Source organism: Nocardia sp. JCM 38205 (assembly GCF_058222935.1).
Genome location: NZ_JBYHFL010000002.1, coordinates 256,019 through 281,890 on the forward strand (window position 1 = coordinate 256,019; position 25,872 = coordinate 281,890).

Below are 25,872 nucleotides of genomic sequence, written 5' to 3' on the forward strand. Positions count from 1 at the left end.
AGCCGATCGCCCGTCCCGTGCTCACCGCCTCGTCTCGTATCGGGTCAGCAGGATGCCGCCGGGAAAGGTCCGGGTCTCCACGAGGTTCACCCGCACCCAGCTGTCCAGTGCGGTGAAGAACGGTGTACCGCCACCCACCAGGACCGGGTGGGTGACCAGCAGATATTCGTCGATCAACCCGGCCCGCATGGCCGCGCCGGCGAGCCTCGCGCCGCCGATGTCGATCGGGCCGCCGTCCTCGGCTTTCAGCCGGGTGATCTCGGCCACCGGGTCGCCGGTGACGACGCGGGTATTCCAGTCGGCCGTGCCGATCGTCGACGAGAACACCACCTTCGGCATGTCCCGCCAGCGGCGGGAGAACTCGATCTCCGCCGGCGTGGCGCCCGGCTGCTGGTCGGCGGTCGGCCAGTGCGAACTCATCGCCTCCCACAGCTTGCGCCCGTACAGCGCCAGACCGGTCTCCGCCACCCGGTCGGACCACCACTCGAACAGCTCGTCACCAGGCGAGGAGTCCGGGCCTTCACCCCCGCTCCAGCCGAGGTCGTCGCCGCGGGCGGCGATGTAGCCGTCCAGGGTCACATTCATGGCAAAAGTCAGTTTCCGCATGTGTCGGCCTCCTGTGAGTCGATGGCACAAGTACTGACGGTCGGGGCGGCAAAACCTGATCGGTGACCTTTCGCCGCACCCCACCGACATCACGGCCACCGGCATACTGGTGGTCGTGACCTCCGAACTGACCAGTCCCTCCGGTATCGACCTTTCCTACCTCGACCCGGCCGTTCGGGTACAGGACGACCTGTTCGCGCATGTCAACGGCGCCTGGCTGCAGTCCTATGAGATTCCCGCCGACCGGGCCGTCGACGGCGCCTTCCGCACGCTCTACGACCAGGCCGAACTCGACGTCAAGGCCATCATCCAGCAGGCAGGCGGTGCGCCGGGCACCGAAGGCCGCAAGGTCGCCGACCTGTATGCCAGCTTCATGGACACCGAGCGGGTGGCCGCCGCCGGGCTCACGCCGATCGCCGATGAGCTGTCGGCCATCGCCGAGGTGAGCGACCGCGCCGCGTTCGCTGCCCTGCTCGGCCGCCTGCAACGCACCGGCGTCGGCGGTGCGCTCGCGGTCTACGTCGACACCGACGACAAGAATTCCCAGCGTTACCTGGTGAACCTCACCCAGTCCGGCATCGGCCTGCCCGATGAGTCCTACTACCGCCAGGACGAATTCGAGGCGATCCGCACCGCCTACATCGCCCATATCGACCGGATGTTCGCGCTGGCCGCCGCCGACGACGCGGTGGCAGGGCTGCTGCCCGCGCAGCCGGTGGGCGACCGGGTGTTCGAACTCGAACGCAAGCTGGCCGCCGGGCACTGGGATGTGGTGCGCCGCCGCGAAGCCGAGTTGAGCTACAACCTGCGCACTTTCGCCGAACTGGTCGCCGATCATCCCGAATTCGATTGGCAGGCCTGGGGTTCGGCGCTGTCGGAGAACGTGTCCAAGGAGGCGGGCGAGCTGTTCGCCGAACTCGTCGTGCGCCAGCCCGAGTATCTCGGTGTCTTCGCCCGCACCTGGGCGCAGGAGTCGCTGTCGGATTGGCAGGCGTGGACGATGTGGCGGGTACTCCGGGCTCGCGCACCCTATCTGACCGAGGAACTGGTCGACGAGAACTTCGACTTCTACGGCCGCACGCTCACCGGCGCCCAGGAGAACCGCGAACGCTGGAAGCGCGCGGTGTCGCTGGTGCAGGACCTGCTCGGCGAGGCCGTCGGCAAACTGTATGTGGAGCGGCACTTTCCGCCGGCGGCCAAGGAACGCATGGTCGAGCTGGTGGAGAACCTGCGAGAGGCCTACCGCCGCAATATCTCCGAGCTGGAATGGATGGGGCCCGATACCAGGAAGGCTGCAATGGCCAAGCTGGAGAAGTTCACTCCGAAGATCGGTTACCCCGACCGCTGGCGCGACTATTCGACGCTGGAGATCGCCACCGACGATCTGGTCGGCAATTACCGTCGCGGCTACGCCTTCGAAGTGGACCGGGATCTGAACAAGCTGGGCGGCCCGGTGGACCGCGACGAATGGCACATGACGCCGCAGACCGTCAACGCCTATTACAACCCGGGCATGAACGAAATCGTTTTCCCCGCAGCGATTCTGCAGCCGCCGTTCTTCGATATGAACGCCGACGACGCCGCCAACTACGGCGGAATCGGGGCGGTGATCGGGCACGAGATCGGGCACGGTTTCGACGATCAGGGCGCCAAGTACGACGGCGACGGCAATATGGTCGACTGGTGGACCGATGCCGACCGCACCGAATTCGCCAAGCGCACAAAGGCATTGATCGATCAATACGGCGTGCTGTCGCCCACGGACCTGCCCGATGAGCACACCGTCAACGGTGAATTCACCATCGGCGAGAACATCGGCGATCTCGGCGGGCTGTCGATCGCGCTGGAGGCGTACCGGATTTCACTGAACGGGGCCGAGCCGCCCGTCATCGACGGGCTGACGGGATTGCAGCGGGTCTTCTACGGCTGGGCGCAGGTGTGGCGCAGCAAGATCCGGCCGGAAGAGGCCATCCGCAGGCTGGCCACCGACCCGCATTCGCCGCCGGAATTCCGCTGCAATGCCGTGGTGCGCAATATCGATGCCTTCCACGAGGCCTTCGACATCCAGCCCGGCGACGCCCTGTACCTGGAGCCGGAAGAGCGCGTCAAGATCTGGTAGGCCGCGAACGACAACGGCGGCGCGCCCGGTAGGGACGCGCCGCCGTTGCGGTATCAGTGGATCAGTTCCAGTCGCCCAGCCCGTCACGCTGGTTGAGGGTGCCGCCCGCGGTGTTCTGCACGACCACCGCGTCGCCCTTCTTGACGTTCTCGAAGAACCACTTGGCGTCCTCGGTGCTGACATTGAGGCAGCCGTGGCTGACATTCGACACACCCTGCTGGCCCACCGACCACGGCGCGGCATGCACGAAGATGCCGCTGTTGGAGATGCGGGTGGCGTACTCGACGTCGAGCTTGTAGCCCTCCGGATCGTCGATCGGCACACCGTAGGTGGAGGAATCCATCACCATCTCGCGGCGCTTCTCGCCCACGATGTAGGTGCCGTTGGGGGTCTCGTGGTCGGGCTTGCCCATCGAGGTCGGCATGGTCTTGACCACCTCACCGTTGCGGGTGACGGTGATGGTCTTGGTGTTGTCGTCGGCGGTGGCGATCAGCGCCTCACCGACCCGGAAGGCGCTGCGGCTGCCGCCCGCCTCCACCACGACGTCGGTTTCGGCCGGCCAGAACTCATTGGGCCGCCAGCGCACCTGCTTGTCGCTGAACCAGTAGAAGTGGCCCTCCGCCGGGTTCGACGAGGTGATCTTGATGGCGCGCTCGGCGGCGGCACGGTCGCCCACCGGCTCCTTGAAGTTGATGATGATCGGCTGCGCGACGCCGACCACCTCGCCCTCGCCGGGGTTGAGGCTCGGCGGTGCGAAGTTGGCCTGCGGCGGCACCGGTTCGGTGGCCATTTCCGCCGAACCCGACGGTAGCTGGGGCGCGGCCTGGGCAGGAGCGACGAGCAAAGCGCCCGCGGTGGCGACCGCCGCGGTCAACAGGACGCCCTGGCGGAGCCGGTGCGCGCCGCGACGGCGCGTGGTCATCGACTCGGTGGTCTTGGCGGCATACATATGTTCTTCGTCCATTCCATCTCTCGGCCGCACCCGCTCGCCGTGGATTGCACGGCGCGTTCGCGCGCGACCTGCGGAGCGGCCCGGTGACTGCTCACCGGACCTGCGGAGCACCCCACGGCTTCGGCATCGAACATGCGCGGCCCCCGCGGCGTGCGCATCGTTCTCGGCGCACCGACGGGTCGTGGAGCCCGGAGCGGCCCCGACCGGGTATCCGCGGATCCGCTGCCATGGCGGCGGCGACCCTGGCGGCTACACCTACCGCTCCGCCGACCATTCCTACCGTTGATGAGCCGACGTTTCCAGCCGGGTGCGGCGGTGATAGGCAACCGCCACCGGTTGTTCGTTTGCGCATGGCCCGCGACGGCGGCCGGTGGTGCGGCGAAACGCGCCGCTCACACCGGTGAGTCGCAGGCGGTGCGGTGATCGACCCGGCCGGCCGGTATCGGACGGACTCCAACCTGTTGGTGAGCTAAATCACTCGCACACCGTGAATCGGATCCGCCTGCTCGGCCCGGTGGCGATCCCGCGCGGCAGCGCGCGGGGCAAGCGGCCGTGATCCAGCGGCGGCGCGAGCCGCAGCCGGGTGCGGCCGACGATCGTCGCGAGGGCGATGCGTAGTTCGGCATCGGCGAGCGCGGCCCCCACGCAGCGGCGATGACCGCCGCCGAAGGGCGCGAACTCGAACGGGGTGTAGCGGCGGTCCAGGAACCGTTCGGGGCGGAACCGATCCGGCTCGGACCACACCGCCGGATCCGAATGCAGCAGCGGAACCGCGACGCCCATGATGGCGTCGGGGGCAAGCGGTACACCACGCAGGGTGAACGGTGTGGTCAGCCTGCGCAGCACGATCGGCACGGCCGGATGCAAGCGCAGGGTTTCCTGGCAGACGGCATCGAGGTAGGGCAGCCGGAGCAGTTCCTCCGGCGCCGCATCCGGGCCCGCCTCCCGCAGTTCCTCGCGCAACCGGTGCAGTACGGCGGGTTCGCGATGCACTCGCAGCAGTGCCCAGACCAGCGTGTTGGCGGTGGTCTCATGACCTGTGACGAGCAGGGTCCGCAGCTGATCGCACAGGTCGCGATCGGAGATCGTGCTGCCATCGTCGTAGCGGGTGCCGAGCAGGGTCGATGCGATGTCCTCGCCCGGTGCGCCATCGCGCCGTTCGTCCGCTGCGCCGCTATGTCGTCCGCGTGCCGAACCGTCGCGGCGTACGCGCGCCGACCCGTCGCGCCGCTCGGCGATATCGGCGAGCAACAGGTGGTCCAGCCGCTCGCGCGCGGCGACGAACCGGTCCCACGGTGTCAGTCCGAACAAGCCGCGGCGCAATACCGGCGCCAGCATCAGGGGGCCGGAGAAGCTGCCGAGGAACGCGCCGATCGCGGCGATGTAGGCGGGCCGGTGTTCGGCGCCGACGCCGAACACCGCCTCCAGGATCACCCGCAGCGTGATCGCGGTAGCCGCCGAACCCGCATCGATGACGCTGCCGGGACGCCACCGATCCACCTCGGCCCGCACCGATTCCGCGATGAGTTCGCCGTAGCCGCGCACCCGCGACCCGTGCAGGGCCGGCGCCAACAGCGCGCGGTCGCGGCGATGACGTTCGCCGCCGGTCAGGATGAGCGAGGCCGTGCCGACGAGCGGTTCGATCGGATTCGGCCGCGGCGGCACCAGTGCGTCGAGCGGCGCGCGGAACACCTCGCGCGCGCCCTCGGGGGTGCCGGTGAACACCGCTTCGCCCAGTCCCGGAAACGGCACGAGGAACGGATCGCCGTCGCGCGCGCGGCGCCTGCGGAAGTACCACTGGAAGTCCACACCCGCCGCGGCGGCATGCACGAGCGCCGCGCGCGGCCGGCGCAGCACCACCTGCCCGGCGCGGGTGCTCGGTTCCATACCGCTGGATACGGCAGGCGGTATGCGGCGGTTCAGTGCTCGTGGACGGGGTCGAGATCGTCGACGGGACGTTCTCTGCGGACGGTATTGCGCGCAAGTGCCGCCAACCGGGCCAGCCGGGCATCACCGAGTGCGGTGACCGCATTGCCGAGGCGGTTGGTGACGAACGCGACCGACATGCCGAGCAAGGGATCGGCATACGCGCCGGACCCGCCGACGCCATAGTGCCCGAACGCTTTTCGCGGCTGCTGTTTGGTCATCAGCACCGGACGGTGATAGCCGAGGGTGAACCGCAGCGGGAACCCGAGCACATAGTCGCGGCTCTCGGTCGGCTGCACCTGATTGATCTTCTCGATGGTCTCGGGCTTCAAGAACCGGATCGTGCGCCCGCGATCGGCGCCGAGGCCGGCGACCTGTCCGCGATTGGCGAGTGCCCCGTACATCCTGGCCAGCGCCCGCGCCGAGAACACGCCGTTCCAGCCCGGCATCACCGCATCGTGCACGCGTGGATCGCGCACCAGCTCGTCGAAACTCTCCGGCATTCCGGCCTCGGCCAGCCCGCGGATCGGCCGCACCCACGACAGCACCGACGACGCGGTGTTCCACCGGATGCCGGGCGGAGCCAGATGCGGGAACGTCTTGGCGATCCGGTAGCGCTCGGATTCGGGCACCCGGAACCAGAATTCGTCGGTGCCGAGCGGGATCGCGATCTCGCGTCGCAGCACGTCGGTGAAGGGGTCGCCGGTCACCCGCTGGACCAGCTCGGCGACCAGCCAGCCGAAGGTGATGGCGTGGTAGCCGGAGGTGCGGATGCGCCGCGGGTCGGGCGGGCTGTCGGCCAGCGCCCGCACCACCGAGTCGTAGTCGAGGATGCCCTCGCGGCCCGGCACCAGCCCGCGCACCCGATGCAGGCCCGCGCGGTGGGAGAGCACGTCGCGCACGGTGATGTCCTGTTTGCCGTGCGCGGCGAACTCCGGCCAGTACTCGGCGACGGGCGTGTCGTAATCGATGAACCCGCGTTCGGCCACCCGGTGCAGCACCGTGGAGGCGACGCCCTTGCCGGTGGAGAAGGTGAGCGCGACGTTCTCGCCGTTCCAGCGCTTGTCCTTGGCCGCCCAGCCGGCCCAGATGTCGACGACCGGTTCGCCGTCCAAATAGATCGCCAGCGCGCCGCCACCCCGGCTGGGCTGGCTGAACATCCCGAAGAAATGGTCGGCCAGCCGGATGAACCGCGGGTCGACCAGCATCTCGCGCGGGGCCGAGAGCCGGCGCGCGGGCTCGGCCGTGCTCACGACCGCTGCCAGCGGCCCACCGGTGTCGCCAGGCAGGCCTCGCCGGTACCGGCATTCCAGGCGAACGCCGCCACGCCCAAGCACACCACGGCGTCTTCGCCGGAGAGCACCTGGGCGCGTGAGCCGTCCAGCGCCAGCGATACCGCCACCGCGGTGGAACTCGGTGCGCCGCCCACCGGCAGCAGCGAGGTCAACGCCACGGCATCGGGTCCGAGCCCGACGGCGATCGGCACGCCACCGACGCCTTCGCTCGCGCCGAGTCCGCCCGCCGCGCCGATCCCGACCGCGGTGGCGCCCGACGATGCTATGGCGTAACCCATGCCGTCCACCCCGGCCGAGCGCGCCTTACCGGTCGGGCCCGAGCGCGCGCGGCAGCCGTGGTCGCCATCGAGGATCATCACGTCGGCTCCGTTGTCCGCGGCGCATTGCACGGTATTTGCCGAGGCCACCGCCGGTGCCGCGAAACAGGCCCCGGCTGTCGCGGTGGCGCAGGCGATCGCGCTGATCAGCTTCATGTCCGACTCCTCTCGCACCGGCCTCCCCACCATAGGCGAGATCGTTGCTGCGGGGGCGGTTCCCGGCGCATGCGCGACGCGCGGCGCGGCGCTCGACTCGACCGCACCGAAGCGGTGGTGTATTCATTTCGAGGTATTCCAAGCACTGTTGTGGACTTCGGATTCGTATGGGGGTGTGAGTTCGGCGTTGTAAGTTCGGGAGGACTTTTCGTGTCTGGTCGTTCGACCTTCGCCCATCGGGCGCTGGCGGCCTGTGCCGTCGCCGCGGCGCTCGTGCCGTTCGCGGCGGGGTGCAGCACCACCGTCACCGGTACCGCGCAGCCCGCGCTCGACAACGCGATATCCCCCACCAGCAGTGCCGAATCGACCTCGGGCTCCGAGCCGACCAGCACCCGTGCACCGCGCACCACCACGAGCACCGCGCCGACCGGCGGTAACACCTCCTTCGACGCCGAGATCGGCGACTGCGTGACCCTCGGCGGCACCACCACCGACGCCGAGATCGATCAGGCCTCCTGTGGCAGCCGCGCGGCCAACTACAAGGTCATCGGCAAGGTGGCCAAGCGGTCCGAATGCGTCAGCGACGCCGACAGCTACTACGCCGAAACCGTCAACGGAGTCGAGCAGGGCGCGCTGTGCCTGGATATCGACTGGGTCGTCGGCGGCTGTATGGATGTCGGCGGTGAGGATCCCAAGCGGGTGGACTGCACCGAACCGGCCGTCGACGGCGTGAAGGTGCTCTCGATCGAGCAGGACGCCGACTCCGCCGACGCGTGCGGCTCGGGCGGCAGCGGGTACGTGTATCCGGAGCGCCGTTTCGTCGTGTGCGTCGAGGAGCTGTAACTCCGCCGTATCTTGGGAGCGGTGAGCACCACGCAGCTGCCGCGCCTAGGCTCGCGCACCGGCCGCTGGATTCTGCTGGCCACCGTGCTCGGGTCGTCGGTGGCCTCGCTCGACGCGACCGTCGTCAATATCGCGCTGCCGGAGATCGGCGCCGCACTCGACACCGATGTCGCAGGCCTGCAGTGGACGCTCAACGGCTACACCCTGACGCTGGCCTCGTTCATCCTGCTCGGTGGATCGCTGGGCGACCGGCTCGGCAGGCGCACGGTATTCGTCTGGGGCGTGATCGGATTCGCGCTCGCCTCGGTGCTGTGCGGTGCGGCGGTCAACATCGAGATGCTGATCGTCGCGCGGATCCTGCAAGGCATGGCCGGTGCGCTGCTCACCCCCGGCAGTCTGGCGTTGATCTCGTCCTCGATCGACGCCCGTGATCAGGGTGCGGCGATCGGGCTGTGGTCCGGTTTCGGCGGGGTGGCGGGCGCCATCGGCCCGCTGCTCGGCGGCTGGCTGATCGAGCTGGCCGGTTGGCGGTCGATCTTCTTCCTCAACGTCCCGTTGACGCTGATCGTGGTGCTGGTGGCGATGCGGCACGTGCCGGAAAGCCGCGATCCGGACGCCGATATCCGCCTCGACGTTCCCGGTGCGTTCGTGGTCGCGGTGGCGCTGGCTGCGCTCACCCTCGGCTTGATCGACGCGATGCCGTGGCTGGTGCTCGCGGGTGTGCTGCTGCTCGGGGTGTTCGTGGTGATCGAATTGCGCAGTGACCATCCGCTGGTGCCGCCGTCGCTGTTCGCCTCCCGGGTGTTCACCGCCGCCAACCTGGTGACGCTCGCCGTCTACGCGGCGCTGGGCGGGGTGTTCTTCCTGCTGGTACTCGAACTGCAAGTGGTGGCGGGGTACTCGCCGTTGCAGGCGGGTATGGCGACGGTGCCGGTCACCGTGCTGATGCTGCTGCTGTCGGCCCCGGCCGGACGGTGGGCGCAGCGGCACGGGCCGCGGCTGCCGATGACGGCCGGGCCGGTGCTGGCCGCGTTCGGCCTCATGCTGCTGCTCGGCGTCGGCCCCGGCGCCGCCTACCCGGTGGATGTGCTGCCGGGGGTGCTGTTGTTCGGCCTCGGGCTCGCGGTCCTGGTCGCCCCGCTCACCGGCGCCGTGCTCGGCGCCGTCGACCCGAGTGAGGCGGGCATCGCCTCCGGGGTCAACAACGCCGTCGCCAGGACGGCCCAGCTGCTGGCGGTGGCCGCGCTGCCCGGTCTGGCCGGAATCTCCGGTGCGCTCGGCGATCCGGCGGCGTTCGACTCCGGTTTCGGGGTCGCCATGTGGATCTGCGTCGGATTGCTGCTCACCGGCGCGGTGCTCGCGGCGGTGCTGTTGCGCGCACCGCGCAGGCTCGCGCCCACGCTGGACGATGTCGACTGCATGCCGCAGTGCGGCATCTCCGCGCCCGCGCTCGCTCCGGCACGCGCCGACAGCCGGCCGGAACGCCCCGGAAACGCCGAATGAGCGGGCGATATCCGCCCGCTCATTCGTATCGTTCGCGTTCCGGGGTGATCAGATGGGCCGGAAACCCGAGCCCGTCCCGCCGCGCGCGTTGACGTCGTCCATGATCGCGGTCAGGTTGGTGCCGACCTCGGGGCCGAAGCAGGCGATGGCCAGGTAGGCGTTCACCATGCCGACCAGGGTGGACCCGACGACCACCGGTGCGCCGGAGTCGCCTTCGACCACGCACATCTGGGCCCAGGTCTCGTAGTTGGTCTGGAAGACATCGCCCCACGTGACGCCGCAGGTGTTGCCGGTGGTCCGGCCTTCCTTGCAGACGATGGTCGGGAACTGCGGCGCGGCGCCGATCCCGGTGATGGTGACGTTGCCGATCCGGTTCACCGGGGTGATCCGGTTCGGATCGAACTGGATGACGGCGTAATCGAGTTCGTGGTTGGAGAAGACGAACTTGCCGATCGGTCCGTAGCCGCGGTTCACCTCGGCGTACACCTGCGCACCCGCGTCGCCGCAGTGTCCGGCGGTGAGTCCGACCAGTCGTCCCGCCGCATCGTGGCCGACCGTGGTGACCGTGCACTCGAACTGATTGTCGATGACGATTCCGGATCCGCCGCCGATGACCGGCGCGCCTGGTGCGGCGCCGGCGGCGCCAGCGCCGGTCCCGAGCAGCGCCGCTCCGATGGCGACGGCGAGGACGGCGTTGGCCGCCTTGGCGAGTTTGCTGAACATGTCCCTCCAGACGTCGGAAGCCCGCACGATATCAATCTGCGAGACCCATCGTGTCAGTATTTGTGCTCGGGCGCGTCATCGGCCGGGGCGAGCCCGCCACGACGCCGGTTTCCATACATCTAGCCGGTGCTGTCTCTTTCCTGCGAAATAGCTCCTTGCTATCACCGACTCTATTATTGTCGGCGAAGTTTACAAAGCGAGTCTTGTCATGGTCGTCTGTCCAGAATTGAATCCGCGCAATTTTCGATGAATGGTTTCCCTATTTATTGGGAACCGACTAGCCGACCGGTCCCGCCTCCGTGCTGGGGATCTGTAACTTGTTCTAGTTCTATTCCGCGAAAGATTGGGATCAATACCAACTCCGCGGCGATAACTCAGTGGTCACAGTGCATAGTGACAACGGTCTATGACCGCAATCACATGTCTATGGTGTGTTCTGCGCTACTCCGTAGTAAGGTGCGTCAAGCAAACAAGTCGTCGGGGCAGGTAAACCGACGTCGAGAGGGGTTAGTCAGTGCAGTCGACCAAGAGTCCACCAGCGGGTTCGAGATTGAGCGATGCGGTCGAGTGGACTAAGGACTACTGGCGCGACCATCCCAAAAAGTCGCTGGAAACCCTCGGCCGTCAGATGACGATGGGCGCACAGGCCGTCACCGAACTCGTCGTCTCGATCTTCCGGCGGCGGTTCCCGTTCGACGAGTTCATCCGCCAGTGCGCCTTCATGGCAAGCGTCGCCGCCGCGCCCACGCTGCTGGTCGCCATCCCCATCGGCGTCATCGTCTCGATTCAGGTCGGTGCGGTCGCCGGTCAGGTCGGCGCCACCTCGTTCATCGGCGCGGCCAACGGCCTCGGCATCATCCAGCAGGGCGCACCACTGGTCACCGTGCTGATGATCGCGGGCGCCGTCGGTTCGGCCATCTGCGCCGACCTCGGCTCCCGCACCATCCGCGAGGAAATCGACGCCATGAAGGTGATGGGCGTCGACCCGATGCGGCGGCTGGTCGCCCCCCGGCTCGGCGCGGCGATGGTCGTCAGCGTGCTGCTGTGCGGATTCGTCGTCTTCGTCGGCTTCCTGACCGGCTACATCTTCAACATCTTCGCCCAGGGCGGCACCCCTGGCTCCTACATCGCCACCTTCTCCTCGTTCGCGGTGACCTTGGATCTGCTGGTGGCCCTGGTCAAGTCGCTGCTGTTCGGCCTGCTCGCGGCGATCATCGCCTGCGACACCGGGCTCAACACCCGCGGCGGCCCCGGCGGTGTGGCCAACTCGGTCAACACCGCCGTCGTGATGTCCGCGGTGATGTTGTTCGGCGTGAACGTCATCTTCACGCAGGTCTACAACACCCTCTTCCCCCCGACGGTGGTGTAGCCGGTGTCAGCGACCTATGTGCCGCCCCTGCTGCGGCCCTTCCAGAAGCTCCGCAGCGCGGCCACTGCGCCCAAGGACATGCTGGCCCGCCTCGGCCACCAGGTGTTCTTCTTCCTGCGCTCCATCGGCTCGATGCCGCTGGCGTTCAAGCAGTACCCGAAGGAAGTCTGGCGGCTGCTGTCCGACGTCACCTGGGGCAACGGCAATCTCGTCGTCGGTGGCGGCACCATCGGCGTCATCCTGATCCTGTCCGCCTTCGGCGGTATGACCGTCGGCATCCAGGGCCACACCTCACTGAACCTGCTCGGCCTCAGCCCGATCACCGGCGCCATCTCGGCCTTCGCGACCACCCGTGAGCTCGGCCCGCTGCTGGCGGCGCTGGCGTTCGCGGCGCAGGCCGGCTGCCGGTTCACCGCTCAACTGGGCGCCATGCGCATCTCCGAGGAGATCGACGCGCTCGAATCGGTCGCCATCCGCCCGCTGCCCTACCTGGTCAGCACCCGGATGATCGCCGCGATGATCACCATCGTCCCGCTGTACTGCCTCGGCCTTGCCATGGCCTACATCTCCTGTGCGGTCACCGTGCAGCTGATCGGCGGCACCGACAGCGGTACCTACATGCATTACTTCTACCAATTCCTGATACCGACCGACGTGCTGTATTCGCTGCTCAAAGCGATCGTGTTCGTCGCGATCACCACGTTCATCCAGTGCTACTACGGCTTTTTCGCCTCGGGTGGACCCGAGGGTGTCGGTGTGGCAGCGGGCCGCGCGATCAAGATGTGCATCATCGTCGTCGTCTTCGCCGACCTGTTCATGACCTTGGCAATCTGGGGTGTCAACCCCGGCATCCGGATCTCGGGGTAGGTAATGATCATCGATCCGAGTGGGCGCGGGCCCACCATGCGGCAGCTGCTCATCGCTGGTGTGTGCGGGCTCGTCGTCTTCGCAGTCATTCTCGGTTTCCTGATGGCGCGCTATCAGGGCTACTTCGTGCCCAAGGTGAACGTCACCGCGAACCTCACCACCACCGGTGACGGCCTGCCGCAGGACGCCGACGTGAAGTTCCGTGGTGTGCTGGTCGGCGCCGTCGACAGCGTGTCGGTGGCGGCGAAAGGTGAACTGCAGCAGGTCCATATCGAGCTGAAGCCGGAGTATGTCGACGGCATCCCGGACAACGTCACCGCGCGCGTGGTGCCGAGCAACCTGTTCGCCGTGACCTCGGTCGAGCTGGTCTACAACGGCCAGTCCGACGGGCACCTGGAAGAGGGCTCGATCATCCAGGAGGACACCAGCAAGGGCACCGTTGCCTTGCAGGACACTCTCACCACGGTGCAGAACATCCTCGATCAGATCGACCCGATGCAGTTCGGGCGGGTGCTCGGCACCCTGTCCTACGCTCTCGACGGCAGCGGCCGGGTGCCCGGTTCCACCATCGAGCGCCTCGACCGCTGGCTCACCACGGTCGACCAGTCGATTCCGGATCTCGGTGTGCTGCTCGGCGATTTCTCCGCCTCGGCGCACGCGCTGAACGAATCCGCGCCGGAACTGATGGACGTGCTGGCCAGCTCGGTCACCACCGCGCGCACCATCGCCGACCGCCGCTCGGAGCTGGCCGCCCTGATCAGCGGTGCGAGCGTCACCGCGGACAAGATCAACCACCTGTTCGCGATCAACCCGAACTCCGGTAAAGAGGTCACCGCCGGCCTGAACGCCACCATCGGCGCGCTCGCCTCCGACCCGAGCGCCATCACCAACGCGATCGCCAACCTGAACAGCTCCACCCGCAAGCTGAACACCGTCTTCACCTGGGGGCCGCAGCGGCAGATGGTCTGGAACGCGGGCGTCACGTTCACCCCGTGGCAGCCGAACACCGTCAAGGACTGCCCGCGCTACGGCGACCTTGCCGGTCCCAGCTGTGCCACCGCCCCAGCGGTCGCCGATCCCGGTGTGCTGCCGGAATCCATGCGGCCGGGCCGGTTGAAGTCGGCCGAGGGCCTGCCGGTGCTGCCGCCGATGCCGGGTATGCCCGCCATTCCGGGCGTGACCACCCAGGTCACCGCGCCCGCGGCGCCGGCACCCACCGCGGCGTTGCCCAACCCGTTCGCCGGTACCCCGCTCGAGGGCCTGTTCCCGAATCTGGTGCCCGGTGCTCCCGCTCCGGCCGCGCCGCAGCCGGGGCCCCCGGCGCCGGCCACCCAGCCTGGCACCGATCGGTCCGAGTCGGGTGCGGCCGCGCCCGCGGCGAACACCGAGCGCCCCGGCGTGAAGCCGGCTGCCCGGCCCATCGCCTACACCGATGATCCGGCGCTGACGGCGCTGCTGGGCCGGCGGGCCTCCACCCTCGAGTACATGATGTTGAGCACGGCTCTGGAAGGCGGCACTGTGCAGGTCACCGCAGAGGGGGCCGGCCGATGAGCATCCGCAAACCGCTGATCGGCTTCAGCCTCTTCGCAGTCGTATCGATCCTGGTCACCGTGGTCATCTGGAACACGCTGGCCCGCACCGTCGACGGCGACACCAAGACCTACTCGGCCACCTTCACCGACGTGCTGGGTCTGCGCGAAGGTGACGATGTCCGCATGGCGGGCGTGCGCGTCGGCAAGGTCGAGAAGATCGAACTCGACGACAACAACGACGCCCACGTGTCGTTCATCGTCCAGGACGAGCAGACCCTCTACGGCAACACCAAGGCGCTGGTGCGCTATCAGAACCTGATCGGCCAGCGCTATATCGCGCTGGCGCCGGGCACCGGCGGGGATGCCACCCCGCTGGAGAACAACGCGACCATCCCGCTCGAGCGCACCGAGCCGTCGTTCGACATCTCGGCGCTGCTCAACGGTTTCCAGCCGCTGTTCCAGGCGCTCGAGCCCGAGCAGGTCAATCGCCTGTCGGAGACGTTCGTGCTGGCATTGCAGGGCGACCGGATCTCGCTGAGCTCGTTCATCACCCAGGCCGCCACGCTGGCCACCGATTTCGAGCGCAGGGACGCGATTCTCAGCGATGTGATCACCAACCTCAGCGGCATCATGTCGGGGTTGGCAAAACGAGGGGACGAATTGGAGACGCTGGTAACCCAGACCAGGGCGCTGATCGGCGGGCTCTATGAACAGGGCCAGTCCTTGCAGCAGTCCACCGTGCAGATCGCCGACGCCACCACCGCACTGGTCGACATGGTCGGCAATATCCAGCCCAAGCTGGACGCCGCGCAGAACTCGACCCGCGATGCGCTGACGCTGCTACTGGCCAACGGCGCCAAGCTCGACCAGGCCGCGATCGACCTGCCGTCGGTGCTCGCCGACGTGGGCCGGTTCACCTCCGAGGGCACCTACGCCAACGCCTACATCTGCCGCCTCGACGTCTCGCTCTACGGGATCCTGTTCCCGCGCGGGATCTTCTCGCAGATCGGTGGCAACGGACAGTCGGCGGTGTGCCGCCCATGACCAAGATCAAAACCTGGTTCAACGCCAACCGCTACTTCGGTCTCGGCATCATCGGCGCCGCGCTGGTGGCGCTGCTGGTGATCGCCTCCTCCGGCTTCCAGAGCCTCGGCATCGGCGAGCAGTCGATCGAGGCCGAGTTCGTCCAGGCCGCGGGCATCAAGGTCGGCGACAAGGTCGACGTCGCCGGCGTCCCGGTCGGCCGGGTCTCCAGCGCCGAACTCGAGGGCGATCACGTGGTGATCACCCTGCAGGTCAACGACGATGTGAAGCTCGGCCCCGACGCGCACGCCTCGATCAAGATGGCGACGCTGCTGGGCGCCCGCTACATCGACCTCGAGCCCGGTGACGGCTCGGGCCTGCCGGACAAGCGGATCCCCAAGTCCAACACCACGGTTCCCTACAACCTGGCCGACGTCGTGCAGCGCGGTACCCCGAAGTTCGAGGAACTCGACACCGCCAAGCTGGCCGAATCGCTGAACCTGTTCAATCAGCAGCTCGGTGGTTCGCCGGAGCTGATCGCGCAGGCGCTCGACAGCGTCGGTGCGCTGGCCAAGACCATCGACTCGCGCAAGACCCAGGTCGACACCCTGCTCAAGGATCTGGACCGGGTCACGACCATCCTGGCCGACAACCGCAACAGCGTGCTGCTGGTGGTGACCCAGGGTGAGGCGATCGCCAGCCGGGTGATGGAACGGCAGAACCTGCTGCGTCAGCTGCTCGACAATGTCGCCACCCTGACCGCGCAGTTGCAGCAGATCGGCGCGCAGAACGACAACCAGTTCTCCGGCACTCTCGACCAGCTCAACATCATGGCCTCGGGCCTGCAGAAGAACAAGGACAACCTGGACCGGCTGCTGTCGATCATGCCGCCCGCGGTGCGTTACCTGGCCAATGCCTGGGGTAACGGCAACTACGCCGAGGTCGGCATCCCGTGGCTGTTCCCCGACAACTGGTTGTGCTTCGCCCAAGTCGCCGAGGGGTGCGCGTGATGAGACTCAAAACGATCGCCCAATCGCTGTTCGTCGGAGCCACCGCGCTGCTGGTCGGTAGCTGCTCGCTGCTGCCCGGCCCGTTGAACAACGACATCAAGATCACCGCGGACTTCGAGAACATCGCGGGTATGTACGAGGGCAACAGCATCCAGGTGCTCGGCATCGACGTCGGCAAGGTCGACAAGATCGTGCCGCGCGGCACCTTCGTCGAGGTGCACATGACCCTCGACGGCGATGTGAAGTTCCCCAAGGACGCCATGGCCGTGGTGATCTCGCCGTCGATCGTCACCGACCGGCACATCGAGATCACTCCGCCGTTCACCGAAGGCGAGACGCTGTCCGACGGCGATCATCTGCCGTTGGAACGCACCGATGTCCCGGTCGAACTCGACACCATGATCAAGACCATCGATCAGTTCGCCGCGGCACTCAAGCCGGAAGAGGGCCAGGAAGGGCTCGGCCCGCTGTCGGGCCGGGTGCTCTACCCGATGCTCGACGGCAACGGTGAGAAGATCCGCGACACCCTCAACGCGCTGTCGAGCGCGCTCAAGGTGGGCCTGGACAACAAGGACGCGATCTCGACCATCATCATCAAGCTCAACGAGCTCACCACGATGCTGGCCGAAAACGACCAGTCGGTGCGCGATTTCAGCAACCAGGCCACCCAGATGACCACGCTGCTCGCCGAGCAGGCCCCCGGTCTGCAGGCCACGCTGGATCAGCTCAACAGCTTCCTCACCAACACCAGCTCGATCTTCGCCGATCACCAGGCGCAGATCAGCGACACCCTGACCAGGATGACGGCGGTCACCGATCAGCTGCGCCAGAACGCGCGCGGGCTCACCGAGGTCATCGACGTCGCGCCGATGCTGCTGGAGAGCATCGACAAGTCGATGAACAAGGAACTCGGCTACATCCGGCTGCACGGCATCGTCGGCACCACCCTCGCCGGTGAGCAGATCAGCCTGTTCTGCGAACGGATCCAGATGCGCGCCGACGGTTGCCGCACCGGTCGCATGGAGGACTTCGGTCCCGACTTCGGACTCACCGCCGCACTGCTTGGACTGACGAAATGATGAATCGAATCAGCAGACGAGCCCGCCGCAGCATGGTCGCGGTCGCGGCCGTCGGGGCGATGTCGGTGACCTCCGGCTGCGGTCTGACCGTGGAGAAGCTGCCGCTGCCCAAGCCGGGCGCCACCGGCGACACCTATTCGCTGAAGGCGGTGTTCGACAATGCGCTCAACCTGCCCGATCAGGCGAAGGTGAAGGTCGGCGGCTCCGACGTCGGGGTGGTCACCGATATCACCACCTCGAACTTCCAGGCCATCGTCGACATGGATATCAGTACCGATATCCAGCTGCCGGTCGGCAGCACCGCCGAACTGCGCCAGGCCACCCCGCTGGGCGATGTGTTCGTCGCGCTGTCCATGCCGCCGGCCGAACCCGGCACCCAGATGATGGAGGACGGCGACACCCTGCCGCTCGAGCAGACCTCGGCGGGCGCCACGGTCGAGGAACTGTTGCTGTCGGTGTCGATGATGTTCAACGGCGGCGGCATCGCCCATCTGGCCAGGCTCGGCGCCGAACTCGACTCCATCGTCGGCGGTCGCAGCGATCAGGTGGTGCATCTGGTCAACGAGATGACCGGCGTCGTCACCAGCATGAACGACAATTCCGCCCGGATCGACAGCGTGCTCGCCGAATTCGGCGCGCTGGCCACCACGCTGGAGGCCAGGCGCTCCGATCTCGGCCAGGTCGCCGACACCCTGCCGAACATGATCGGCGCGGTCGCGGAGAACAACAAGGCCATCGGTGATCTGCTCGCCAAGATCGGCACCGCCAGCGTCGCGCTCGGCGATTACGCCAACACCTCCGGCGGTGAACTGGCCGGGCTGCTCGACAGCCTCGATCAGCTGATGGGCGCCCTGGCCGCCACCGGCGACAACTTCGGTGCGGTGCTCGACGCGCTCCGCGAGATCCGCCCCGGCGTCAACGCGACCTTCCGCGGTAACAGCCTCGCCGCGCAGGTCAACGTCACCAACCTCGATATCGCCCTGCTCACCGCCCCCGGGACCAGCAAGTTCTTCGATGTCAACGACCTGAACGACTTCGCGGGCAGTTTGATCCAGGTGCTCCAGGTCGTCTACGGCCGGGTGACGGGAGGCCACCGGTGAAAAGCCACAAGATCCTCTACTCCACCATCGGCCTGGTGCTGGTGCTGATCATCGGTGCGGCATATCTGCTGGTGAACGTCATGCGGATCAATCCGCTGCGCGGTACCTACACCGTCACGGTGACGCTGGACCGCTCCGGCGGTCTGCAACCGGGCAACGACGTCACGCTGCGTGGTTTCCGCGTCGGCAAGGTGGATTCGATCGAGCTCATCAACGGCGGCGCCGCCATCGCGGCCAAGGCCTCGATCGATGACGACTACGACATCTCGGTGGACACCGTGGTCGCGGTGCAGGCCCTGTCGGCCGCGGGTGAGCAGTACATCGACTTCCGGCCCGATACCGATCAGGGCCCGTTCCTGACCGATGGCTCGGTAATCGAATACAACCCGGAGACCGTGCGCACGCCCACCCCGGTGTGGGCGGTGCTCGACGACACCAGCGCGTTGATCGCCCAGATCGATCCGAAGCATTTCGACGTCATCCTCAACGAGCTCGATATCGCGCTCAGCGGTGGCCCGGATCAGCTGCGTTCGCTCATCGACGGCGTCAGCCTGGTGGCCGCCGGCCTGGATTCGCTGCTGCCGCAGACCGCGAATCTGATCACCAACCTGCGCACCATCGCGTCGACGACGTCCATGGCCCAGCCCGACCTCGGCACGCTGACGCGCAACTCGGGCGTGCTGTTCGAGCAGTTCAACAACGCCAACGCCGAATTGCAGTCGGTGCTGTCGCAGGCCCCGGGCCAGTTCGCCAGCCTCGGCGCGGTGCTCGACACCACCACCGATCCGATCACCGGCCTGGTCAACAACTTCGTCGCCATCACCAAGGCGGCGCAGCTGCGCACCCCGGCCATGCGGGCGCTGTTCCCCGCGCTCGAACTCGGTGGTGCGGCGCTGGGCGTACCCGCCCACGACAACGAATTCCACACCATCCTCGACATCTGGTTGCGGCCCTTCTGCCAGTACCAGTCCACCCCGGCCAGCCCGCAGGTCGTCTCCGACGGGACCATGCCGAAGTGGAACTACTGCGAGAATCCGCCGCCGGGACAGCAGATTCGAGGTGCGGTGAACGCGCCGCGGCCGAACATCCCGAACAACGGCTCGCACATGCCGCCGGGTGTGGATCCGAACGAACGGACCATGCCGCCGGTGCGGTAACCCCGACCGGCTGAACGCGTCGCGCGTGCGCCGGGGCATACTCGCAGATGAATGCCTGCGGCCCGGCGCGCGCGTGGCCGGACGAAATACACGGCACACCCCCGATGTGTGCCGGGAAGGTGTGAACAGTACTCATGTCCACAGATGACGCCGCTTCCGACGCCGAGGCGACCACACCGGCCCCGGACGGCGACGCCGAGTCCACGGACGCTGCCGACCGCGACACCGGTAAGGTCGGCGCCGGTGCGGCCGAGCCGGACGAGGCCGCTGCCGGCAAGGCGAGCACGGCGGACGCGGACAAGACCGTGAAGGCCGAGAGCGCGGCCGCCGGATCGACCGACGCCGCCGAGGTGGACAAGGCCGGTTCCGATGCGGCCGATGCCGCCGCGGATCCCGACGAGACCGTCAAGGCCACGGCCGCCGCTGACGCGGACAAGACCGTCGAGGTCGACAAGGCCGTTGAAGCCGGCAGGCCCGGTAAGGCCACCAAGTCCGACGACGACAAGACCGTCAAAGTGCGCACACCGGCCGCCGCCGAAGCCGCGCGGGCCGAGCGCCGCAATCCCTTGTTCATCGCAGCCGCCGCGGCCGTGGTCCTCGCGATCGCCGCCGCGATCGCGGGCGTGGTGTTCTTCCTCCAGTCCGGCAACCGCCAGGACGAGCTGGACACCCGCGCCGCCGCCACCAAGGCGGCCTGCGATTTCGGCAACCAGTTCGCCACCTACAGCGGCGACAAGGTCGACGATTACCTGGGCCGGCTCGAGGACACCGCGACCGGTGAGTGGAAGAAGATGGTCGCCCAGCTCGGCCCCGACCTGAAGGCGCGGTTCGAGGGCAGGCAGGTCGACTCCCGGGCCGACGAGGTCATGTGCGGTTATGCCTCCGGCGACGCGGAGAGCGCCACCCTTGTCCTGGTCATCGACCAGACCTTCTCCACCGCGGATGTCCCGAACTCCACCCCTGGCAAGGTCCGGGTCGCGGCGAATGTGGAGATGAAGAAGGAGAACGGGCGCTGGCTCGTGGCTCAGTTCGACTTCCCGGCAATGCAGTAGGGCAGCGGCGTGACGAAAGAGAGTGGGACCGGATCTATGGTCGAAAACGCCGACAACAGCGGCGATGAGCGCGGTGTGCTGCCCGTCGTCCTCGCCTTCGTGGCGGGGGTGGTGCTGGTGGCGCTGGTCGTCACCGCCGTCGTGTTCTTCCGGCAGGCGCAGCAGCGTAGCGACGAACTCGCCGCGCAGGACGAATCCAGCCAGGCCGCCTGCGATTTCGCCCGCGCGACCAACACCTACGACTACGCGGGCAATCTCGACAACTTCATCGCCGAGCTGAAGGGCCGGGCGACCGACAATGTGGTCTCGGATCTGGAGCAGAACTGGGAGGTGCTGCGCCAGCTGCTGGTCGAGTCCAAGGTCAAGGCCTGGGTCGACAAGGCGACCTGCGGTTTCCGTTCCGGCGACACCGAGAACACCCAGGTGCTGGTGAACATCAGCCTGATGAAGACCAACTCGGCCACCCCCGAGCCCAAGCGCCAGGACATCGCCGTGGTCGCGGGCATGGAGAAGTCCGGTGACAAGTGGCTGGTCAACAAGTGGGAGCTGGCCATGCTGCCCGGCATCGACCCGAACGCCGCCCAGCAGCCCCCGGCCCCGCCCGCCGATCAGCCCGCTCCCGAGCCGGGCAACTGAGCCACCGATAGCGACCCCCGGCGGTGGGTCGAGCCACCACCGCCGGAGGTCTATTCAGGTGGTCGGTGCGGCGCCGATCAGAACAGCGTCAGCGCTCCTGCGGCCGGCTGCTTCGCGACTTTGCGCGGGGCAGCCGGCTTTTCTTCTGGCACAGCCGGTTCCGCGCGGACGGCGGGGGCCGGGATGGTGGTGGCGAGTGCGGGGATCTCGACCGTCACCGGATCGGCGGCGGCGGTGGGATCGGCGGCGACCCGGCGGGCGGCTTGGCCGGCCAGTGTGTCGGCCTGCTCGTTGAAGTAGTTGCCGACATGCCCGCGCACCCAGCGGAAACGGACCGGCCCGGGGCGGGAGGCGATAGCGCGATCGATCTGCTGGATGAGCTCGGCGTTCTTGACCGCCGCGCCCGCGGAGGTGCGCCAGCCGTTGCGCCGCCAGCCCGCGATCCACTCCGAGGCGCATTTGATGGCGTAGAGCGAATCGCTTTCGATCAGCAGCGGTTCATCACCGGGGTGGGCGAGGATGGCCTCGAGCAACGCGCGTAGTTCCGCGATCTGATTCGTGCCCGACACGGCGCCCCCACTATCGGAGGGGCCCTGATGGTTGACCCATGCCCAGCCGATGGCGCCGCCGGGATTGCGCAGGCAGGATCCGTCGGTGCTCACGATGATCATGCCTCGCACCCTACGCAATTCGGCCGACAAGATCGGTACCGTGGAATTGCTCTATCTCCCTTCGTAACCGGGACTCTGTGCGGCGCAGGGCCGAGCGGACACCCGATTCGATAGGACGAGCGAGCATGCGGCCTGCCAGGCCACGTGGCGGATCGTAGTCGACCTCGGAGGTGAGCACCGACCGCCCGTAGCCCAGCGGATCGAATCGCAGTGTCAGAGTGCCGGATAAGCGTCCACGCAGCGTATACCCGATCACGACGTTGCGCCGGTACTCGGTGATCTCGCAGGTGAGCGTGGTGCGGAGCAGGATCGGCCCGGCGTCGGTGCGGAAGCGCGCGCCGAGCCCGCGGTCGGTATCGCCGCTCGGTTCGAATCCGGCGACGCCGAACATCCAGTCCGGTACGAACAGATGGTTGTCCGTGTAGGCGAAAGCCACCTCGACCGGTGCGCCGACGTCGCTGGCATATCTGATGCGGCCCATGGGCCCTCCCTCCACGGCTGCGACAAAAGTACTACAGCCTTCCTCTTTATTCGAGGGTTGCGCCGAGATTTGGGGAGGTGGATTTCCAGATGGCTACCGGTCGGTTGCTCGGTCGGCGGGCAGCCCGAGCCGGTCGACGAGGTGATCGGCGATCGGTAGCGCCGAGGTGGCCGCCGGTGACGGTGCGTTGAGCACATGCACCATCCGGTCGGTGCGTTCGACCAGGAAGTCGTGGATCAGCGTGCCATCCCTTGCCACGGCCTGGGCACGAATGCCCGCTTCCCGCGGTCGCAGATCGGCCATGGTCAGCTCGGGACAGTAGCGTCGGCATTCGGCCAGGTAGCCGCGTTTGAACAGGGAATTGCGCAGCTCGCGCAGCCCGGTGCGCACATTGGCCGCGGCCACCCGGTGCACACCCGGATAGCCAAGCACCTCCTTGGCATCACGCAGGTCGATACTGCCCTTGCGGTAGCCCTCCCTGGACAGGCCGAGCACGGCGTTCGGCCCGACCGTGAGCTCGCCGTCGATGGTCGGGCTCAGGTGCACACCGAGGAACGGCAGATCAGGATCCGGGATCGGATAGATCAGGGTGTCGACCAACCCCGCGCGCGAGGCAGGTAGCTGGTAGTACTCACCGCGGAACGGGACGATCCGGGTGTCGATGCGCAGTCCCGCCATCCGGGCCACCCGATCGGCCTGCAACCCGGCACATGCCACCAGGTTCGCCGCGGTCCAGCTACCCGTTGGACCGGAGACTGTGACGCCCGTGGCGGTCTCGGTGACGGCATCGACCCGCGCCCCGAGCACGATCCGCCCGCCCGCGGCGCGCACCTGCTCGGCCAGCGCGTCGGTGATCGCGCGGTAGTCGACGATCCCGGTATCCGGGACGAACAGCGCGCCCACCCCGGTCACATGGGGTTCCCGCTGGCGCAGCTCGGCGGCGTCGAGCAACTCGACGTCCACCCCGTTCACCCGCGACCGCTCGTAGAGCGCGAGCATCCGTTCCCGTTCCGCGCCGTCGGTCGCCACCAGCAGCTTCCCGCATTCGGCGAACGCGATCCCGTGTGCGGCCGCGAATTCCTTGGTCGCCCGCGCGCCCTGCCTGCACAGTGTGGCCTTCAAGCTGCCCGGCGCGTAGTAGATGCCGGAGTGGATGACGCCGCTGTTGTGCCCGGTCTGATGGGTACCGAGCGCATCGCCCTTCTCCAGCAACACCAGGCTCGCTCCCGGCGCCCGCCGCAGGATCCGGTACGCGGTCGCCACGCCGACGATGCCGCCCCCGATCACGCAGAAGTCGTACATGGGTTCAGACCCGGGTGGCGATTGTCGACATGGGAAGCACGATAGGCGCGGCGCCGAGCACCGCCCGTCGCCGGCCTGCGCTCGCCGGGGAACGGGTGCCGATCAGGCGGTGACGACGTCGCTTCCGGCTGCCGGAACGGCCGGCGCCGGGCGCGCCTCGTCCGGCGCGTCCTCGACCACCGCGCCGCTGTCGGCCCGATCGGCTTGCCCCGGCGCCGGATTCCGGTCCAGCTCGAGGGCATGCTCACCGAGCGTCGGATCGGAGAACACCAAGGTCACCTCGCCGCGCCGGGTGTCGACATCGGTGCGCATCTGGGTGACTCCGGACGGGTCGGTGGATACGCCGAGGCGTTCCCGGACCGGCTCGGACATCAGGATTCCGCTCAGCACCGTCAGCGCGTTGGTGTCGAGGGTGATCGAGACGGTGTTGGTCTGTGCCGGGGCGACTCGGGCGCCGACGTAGGTGGTGCCGAGCCCGACCCGCCCGCCGACGCCGTCGCGCTCGGCGGGAGCGGCCTGCGTTTCGGCGGGCAGCGCGGTGGGTTCGGGCGCGGTGAGGGCACCCGGCGCGACCGCGGGCCGGTCACGGTAGACGGCAGCCTGGCCGGAACCGTCGGTGAGCAGGATGGATCCGGTGCGATGGGCCGGCCCGGGCCGCGGTGCGCCCTCGCGGATGAGCGGCGCCGACGGCGCGGCGAGCTGTCCGGGACGTTCGAGACCGGGCATGTTGGTGGCGATATAGGCGCCGGACACCACGGTGAGACTGAGGCTGGCCGCGCCTGCCAGCACGATGGCGGTATGGCGAGCGATCTGAGCAGACTCGAATGCTGACACGATGCTTTCCTTTCCCTCCGCCCTGGTTTCCCTGGGGTCGACGGCCCGCATCGTTGAAAGCCGTACGCTCGTCCAGGTTACGGCGTGGACGGTGGGCGTGCCGCATCGCTGAGAGCAGCATCACAGCGTCGGCGGCGCACGGTCCGCTGGCTCGGCGTTCCCGTGACACGGTGGTGAACCATCCGGGTCGACGAGGTTTCGCGCCGTGAAAATGGGGGTATTCCGAGCTCGCTGGCGAGCGTCATTCTCGACTGCCACATCGAGACACCCGGCCAACGACGTCCGATCGTCGTCGCGACGCACCCAAGACTGGCGCTCGCCCGCTTCACGTATCGGCGTGGGCGATCCAGCTCAGGCGAATTGGCCCGGCGAGCGTCCCGCACCACTGGGCCCGGCGAAGGCCTGCGCGATCGTCAGCCATTCGGCCGCGTCCGCCCCCACTGCCGTGAGCGCGAGATCGTCACGATGTCTGCGCTGGGTGACCAGCAGGCAGAAGTCCAGTGCCGAACCGGTGACGCGCTGTTCCGCATCCTCGGGACCCCAGGTCCACACGCTGCCGTCGGGCGCGGTGAGTTCGATCCGGAATTCCGCGGCCGGCGCTTGCTTACCGCGCACCATGTAGGCGAAGTTCCTGGTCCGCGCGCCGATATGGGCCACGGTCCGCAGTCGGGCGGTCGGTGTCCTGGTGACGCCGAGCGCGTCGGCCACGTCCTGGCCGTGCGCCCAGGTCTCCATCGTCCGCGCGGTGACCATCGAGGCCGCGCTCATCGGCGGCCCGAACCACGGCACCTTCGCGCCGGCGGGAACGTTGCGCAGTGCGTCGGCCAATTCGGCCCGGCTGCGCCGCCACCGGTGCAGCAGTTCGGCGGGCTCCGCGGCCGCTGCTTCTTCGGCGGCCTCGTCGACGAAGGTCAGCACGCGCGGCCCGGCCTCGGCGACCAGTTTCGCGAACCGGTCCGCATCGCAGGCCGAGATCGTGGCGATCTCGTCGGTCCAGGCCAGATGCCCGATCTGATGCGCGATGGTCCACCCCTCGGCGGGCGTGGGGGTGGCCCACTCGGCGGGGGCGAGTGGGGCGACGAGTCGTTCCAGATCGGCGCTCTCCTCGGCCAGATCGCCGAGTAACGCTTCCAGGTCAGCCATGAGTCCTCGCCCCGCGTTGTCGTTACCGGATGTCACTCGTGGTGACGTCGGGGTTCAGCATCTCAGCTCCCGATTAAAGAAGCAAGCATGCGTGCTTGTATTTGATTTCACCCAGCAGGCAGGCAGGCCGTCGGGGCGGAATGCTCGCCCGCTGCCCCCGGAAATGCGCAGGTGCA

24 protein-coding genes are annotated in these 25,872 nt (G+C 67.9%); 13 read left to right on the top strand and 11 right to left on the bottom strand.

Annotation, left to right across the window (positions count from 1 at the left end; translation table 11 throughout):
- Positions 1-21 precede the first annotated feature (21 nt).
- Positions 22-606 carry a dihydrofolate reductase family protein gene (locus AC4HOU_RS07980; RefSeq protein ID WP_194990509.1) on the bottom strand — a complete coding sequence of 195 codons (585 nt, stop codon included), beginning with the start codon at positions 604-606 and terminating at the stop codon, positions 22-24.
- A 106-nt stretch (positions 607-712) separates the two neighbouring features.
- Here AC4HOU_RS07980 and AC4HOU_RS07985 point away from each other — a divergent pair, with 106 nt between their 5' ends.
- On the top strand, positions 713-2,725 hold the full coding sequence (locus tag AC4HOU_RS07985; RefSeq protein ID WP_490724467.1) for a M13 family metallopeptidase: 2,013 nt from the start codon (positions 713-715) through the stop codon (positions 2,723-2,725).
- A 61-nt stretch (positions 2,726-2,786) separates the two neighbouring features.
- On the opposite strand, the gene AC4HOU_RS07990 is transcribed toward AC4HOU_RS07985, so the two are convergent.
- From AC4HOU_RS07990 to AC4HOU_RS08005, 4 genes are all read right to left on the bottom strand, one after another.
- The gene (locus tag AC4HOU_RS07990) at positions 2,787-3,674 is read right to left on the bottom strand and encodes a L,D-transpeptidase (RefSeq protein ID WP_375139384.1); all 888 of its coding nucleotides are present in this window, start codon (positions 3,672-3,674) and stop codon (positions 2,787-2,789) included.
- Between the two features lie 477 nt (positions 3,675-4,151).
- Complete coding sequence (locus AC4HOU_RS07995; RefSeq protein ID WP_490724319.1) at positions 4,152-5,564, bottom strand: cytochrome P450; 1,413 nt, start codon at positions 5,562-5,564, stop codon at positions 4,152-4,154.
- A gap of 32 nt (positions 5,565-5,596) precedes the next feature.
- Positions 5,597-6,811 carry a serine hydrolase domain-containing protein gene (locus AC4HOU_RS08000; protein WP_194989670.1) on the bottom strand — a complete coding sequence of 405 codons (1,215 nt, stop codon included), beginning with the start codon at positions 6,809-6,811 and terminating at the stop codon, positions 5,597-5,599.
- 41 nt (positions 6,812-6,852) lie between these two features.
- The gene (locus tag AC4HOU_RS08005; protein WP_163813372.1) at positions 6,853-7,371 is read right to left on the bottom strand and encodes a DUF6764 family protein; all 519 of its coding nucleotides are present in this window, start codon (positions 7,369-7,371) and stop codon (positions 6,853-6,855) included.
- Positions 7,372-7,581: 210 nt separating this feature from the next.
- Between AC4HOU_RS08005 and lppU the strand changes: the two genes are divergently transcribed.
- Together lppU and AC4HOU_RS08015 are read left to right on the top strand one after the other, a co-directional pair.
- The gene (gene lppU, locus AC4HOU_RS08010) at positions 7,582-8,214 is read left to right on the top strand and encodes an LppU family putative lipoprotein (RefSeq protein ID WP_163813373.1); all 633 of its coding nucleotides are present in this window, start codon (positions 7,582-7,584) and stop codon (positions 8,212-8,214) included.
- A gap of 21 nt (positions 8,215-8,235) precedes the next feature.
- Entirely contained in the window at positions 8,236-9,717 is a 1,482-nt protein-coding gene (locus AC4HOU_RS08015) for an MFS transporter (protein ID WP_195006876.1), read from the top strand.
- Between the two features lie 48 nt (positions 9,718-9,765).
- Here AC4HOU_RS08015 and AC4HOU_RS08020 read toward each other — a convergent pair whose 3' ends face one another.
- Complete coding sequence (locus AC4HOU_RS08020) at positions 9,766-10,440, bottom strand: S1 family peptidase (RefSeq protein WP_163813375.1); 675 nt, start codon at positions 10,438-10,440, stop codon at positions 9,766-9,768.
- A gap of 550 nt (positions 10,441-10,990) precedes the next feature.
- Here AC4HOU_RS08020 and AC4HOU_RS08025 point away from each other — a divergent pair.
- The 10 genes from AC4HOU_RS08025 to AC4HOU_RS08070 all read left to right on the top strand — a co-directional run bounded on the left by AC4HOU_RS08025 (position 10,991) and on the right by AC4HOU_RS08070 (position 21,265).
- Positions 10,991-11,809, top strand: a complete 819-nt coding sequence (locus tag AC4HOU_RS08025; RefSeq protein ID WP_228806006.1) for an MlaE family ABC transporter permease — start codon at positions 10,991-10,993, stop codon at positions 11,807-11,809.
- 3 nt (positions 11,810-11,812) lie between these two features.
- The gene (locus AC4HOU_RS08030) at positions 11,813-12,676 is read left to right on the top strand and encodes an MlaE family ABC transporter permease (protein WP_249357801.1); all 864 of its coding nucleotides are present in this window, start codon (positions 11,813-11,815) and stop codon (positions 12,674-12,676) included.
- 3 nt (positions 12,677-12,679) lie between these two features.
- Complete coding sequence (locus AC4HOU_RS08035) at positions 12,680-14,227, top strand: MlaD family protein (RefSeq protein WP_195020336.1); 1,548 nt, start codon at positions 12,680-12,682, stop codon at positions 14,225-14,227.
- Positions 14,224-15,252 carry an MCE family protein gene (locus AC4HOU_RS08040; protein WP_163813378.1) on the top strand — a complete coding sequence of 343 codons (1,029 nt, stop codon included), beginning with the start codon at positions 14,224-14,226 and terminating at the stop codon, positions 15,250-15,252. Before AC4HOU_RS08035 ends, AC4HOU_RS08040 begins: the two co-directional genes overlap by 4 nt.
- On the top strand, positions 15,249-16,241 hold the full coding sequence (locus tag AC4HOU_RS08045) for an MCE family protein (RefSeq protein WP_163813379.1): 993 nt from the start codon (positions 15,249-15,251) through the stop codon (positions 16,239-16,241). Before AC4HOU_RS08040 ends, AC4HOU_RS08045 begins: the two co-directional genes overlap by 4 nt.
- A complete protein-coding gene (locus tag AC4HOU_RS08050; protein WP_163813380.1) occupies positions 16,241-17,320 on the top strand; it encodes an MCE family protein in 1,080 nt (359 codons plus the stop codon). Before AC4HOU_RS08045 ends, AC4HOU_RS08050 begins: the two co-directional genes overlap by 1 nt.
- Positions 17,317-18,420, top strand: a complete 1,104-nt coding sequence (locus AC4HOU_RS08055) for an MCE family protein (RefSeq protein WP_256673222.1) — start codon at positions 17,317-17,319, stop codon at positions 18,418-18,420. The genes AC4HOU_RS08050 and AC4HOU_RS08055 overlap by 4 nt, the downstream gene beginning before the upstream one ends.
- Entirely contained in the window at positions 18,417-19,577 is a 1,161-nt protein-coding gene (locus AC4HOU_RS08060; protein ID WP_163813381.1) for an MlaD family protein, read from the top strand. Before AC4HOU_RS08055 ends, AC4HOU_RS08060 begins: the two co-directional genes overlap by 4 nt.
- Positions 19,578-19,711: 134 nt before the next feature.
- Complete coding sequence (locus AC4HOU_RS08065) at positions 19,712-20,629, top strand: hypothetical protein (RefSeq protein WP_195020335.1); 918 nt, start codon at positions 19,712-19,714, stop codon at positions 20,627-20,629.
- A gap of 36 nt (positions 20,630-20,665) precedes the next feature.
- On the top strand, positions 20,666-21,265 hold the full coding sequence (locus tag AC4HOU_RS08070) for a hypothetical protein (protein WP_163813383.1): 600 nt from the start codon (positions 20,666-20,668) through the stop codon (positions 21,263-21,265).
- A 77-nt stretch (positions 21,266-21,342) separates the two neighbouring features.
- Here the strand turns inward: AC4HOU_RS08070 and AC4HOU_RS08075 are convergent, their stop codons facing one another.
- The 5 genes from AC4HOU_RS08075 to AC4HOU_RS08095 form a co-directional block, all read right to left on the bottom strand.
- Positions 21,343-21,936, bottom strand: coding sequence for a ribonuclease H family protein (locus AC4HOU_RS08075; protein ID WP_163813384.1), 594 nt, complete (start codon positions 21,934-21,936; stop codon positions 21,343-21,345).
- A 10-nt stretch (positions 21,937-21,946) separates the two neighbouring features.
- Complete coding sequence (locus AC4HOU_RS08080; protein ID WP_163813385.1) at positions 21,947-22,417, bottom strand: SRPBCC family protein; 471 nt, start codon at positions 22,415-22,417, stop codon at positions 21,947-21,949.
- A gap of 93 nt (positions 22,418-22,510) precedes the next feature.
- Complete coding sequence (lhgO, locus tag AC4HOU_RS08085; RefSeq protein ID WP_490724320.1) at positions 22,511-23,719, bottom strand: L-2-hydroxyglutarate oxidase; 1,209 nt, start codon at positions 23,717-23,719, stop codon at positions 22,511-22,513.
- 102 nt (positions 23,720-23,821) lie between these two features.
- Positions 23,822-24,553, bottom strand: coding sequence for a hypothetical protein (locus AC4HOU_RS08090; protein WP_194989665.1), 732 nt, complete (start codon positions 24,551-24,553; stop codon positions 23,822-23,824).
- A 351-nt stretch (positions 24,554-24,904) separates the two neighbouring features.
- A complete protein-coding gene (locus AC4HOU_RS08095) occupies positions 24,905-25,696 on the bottom strand; it encodes a TIGR03084 family metal-binding protein (protein WP_195020332.1) in 792 nt (263 codons plus the stop codon).
- Positions 25,697-25,872 lie beyond the last annotated feature (176 nt).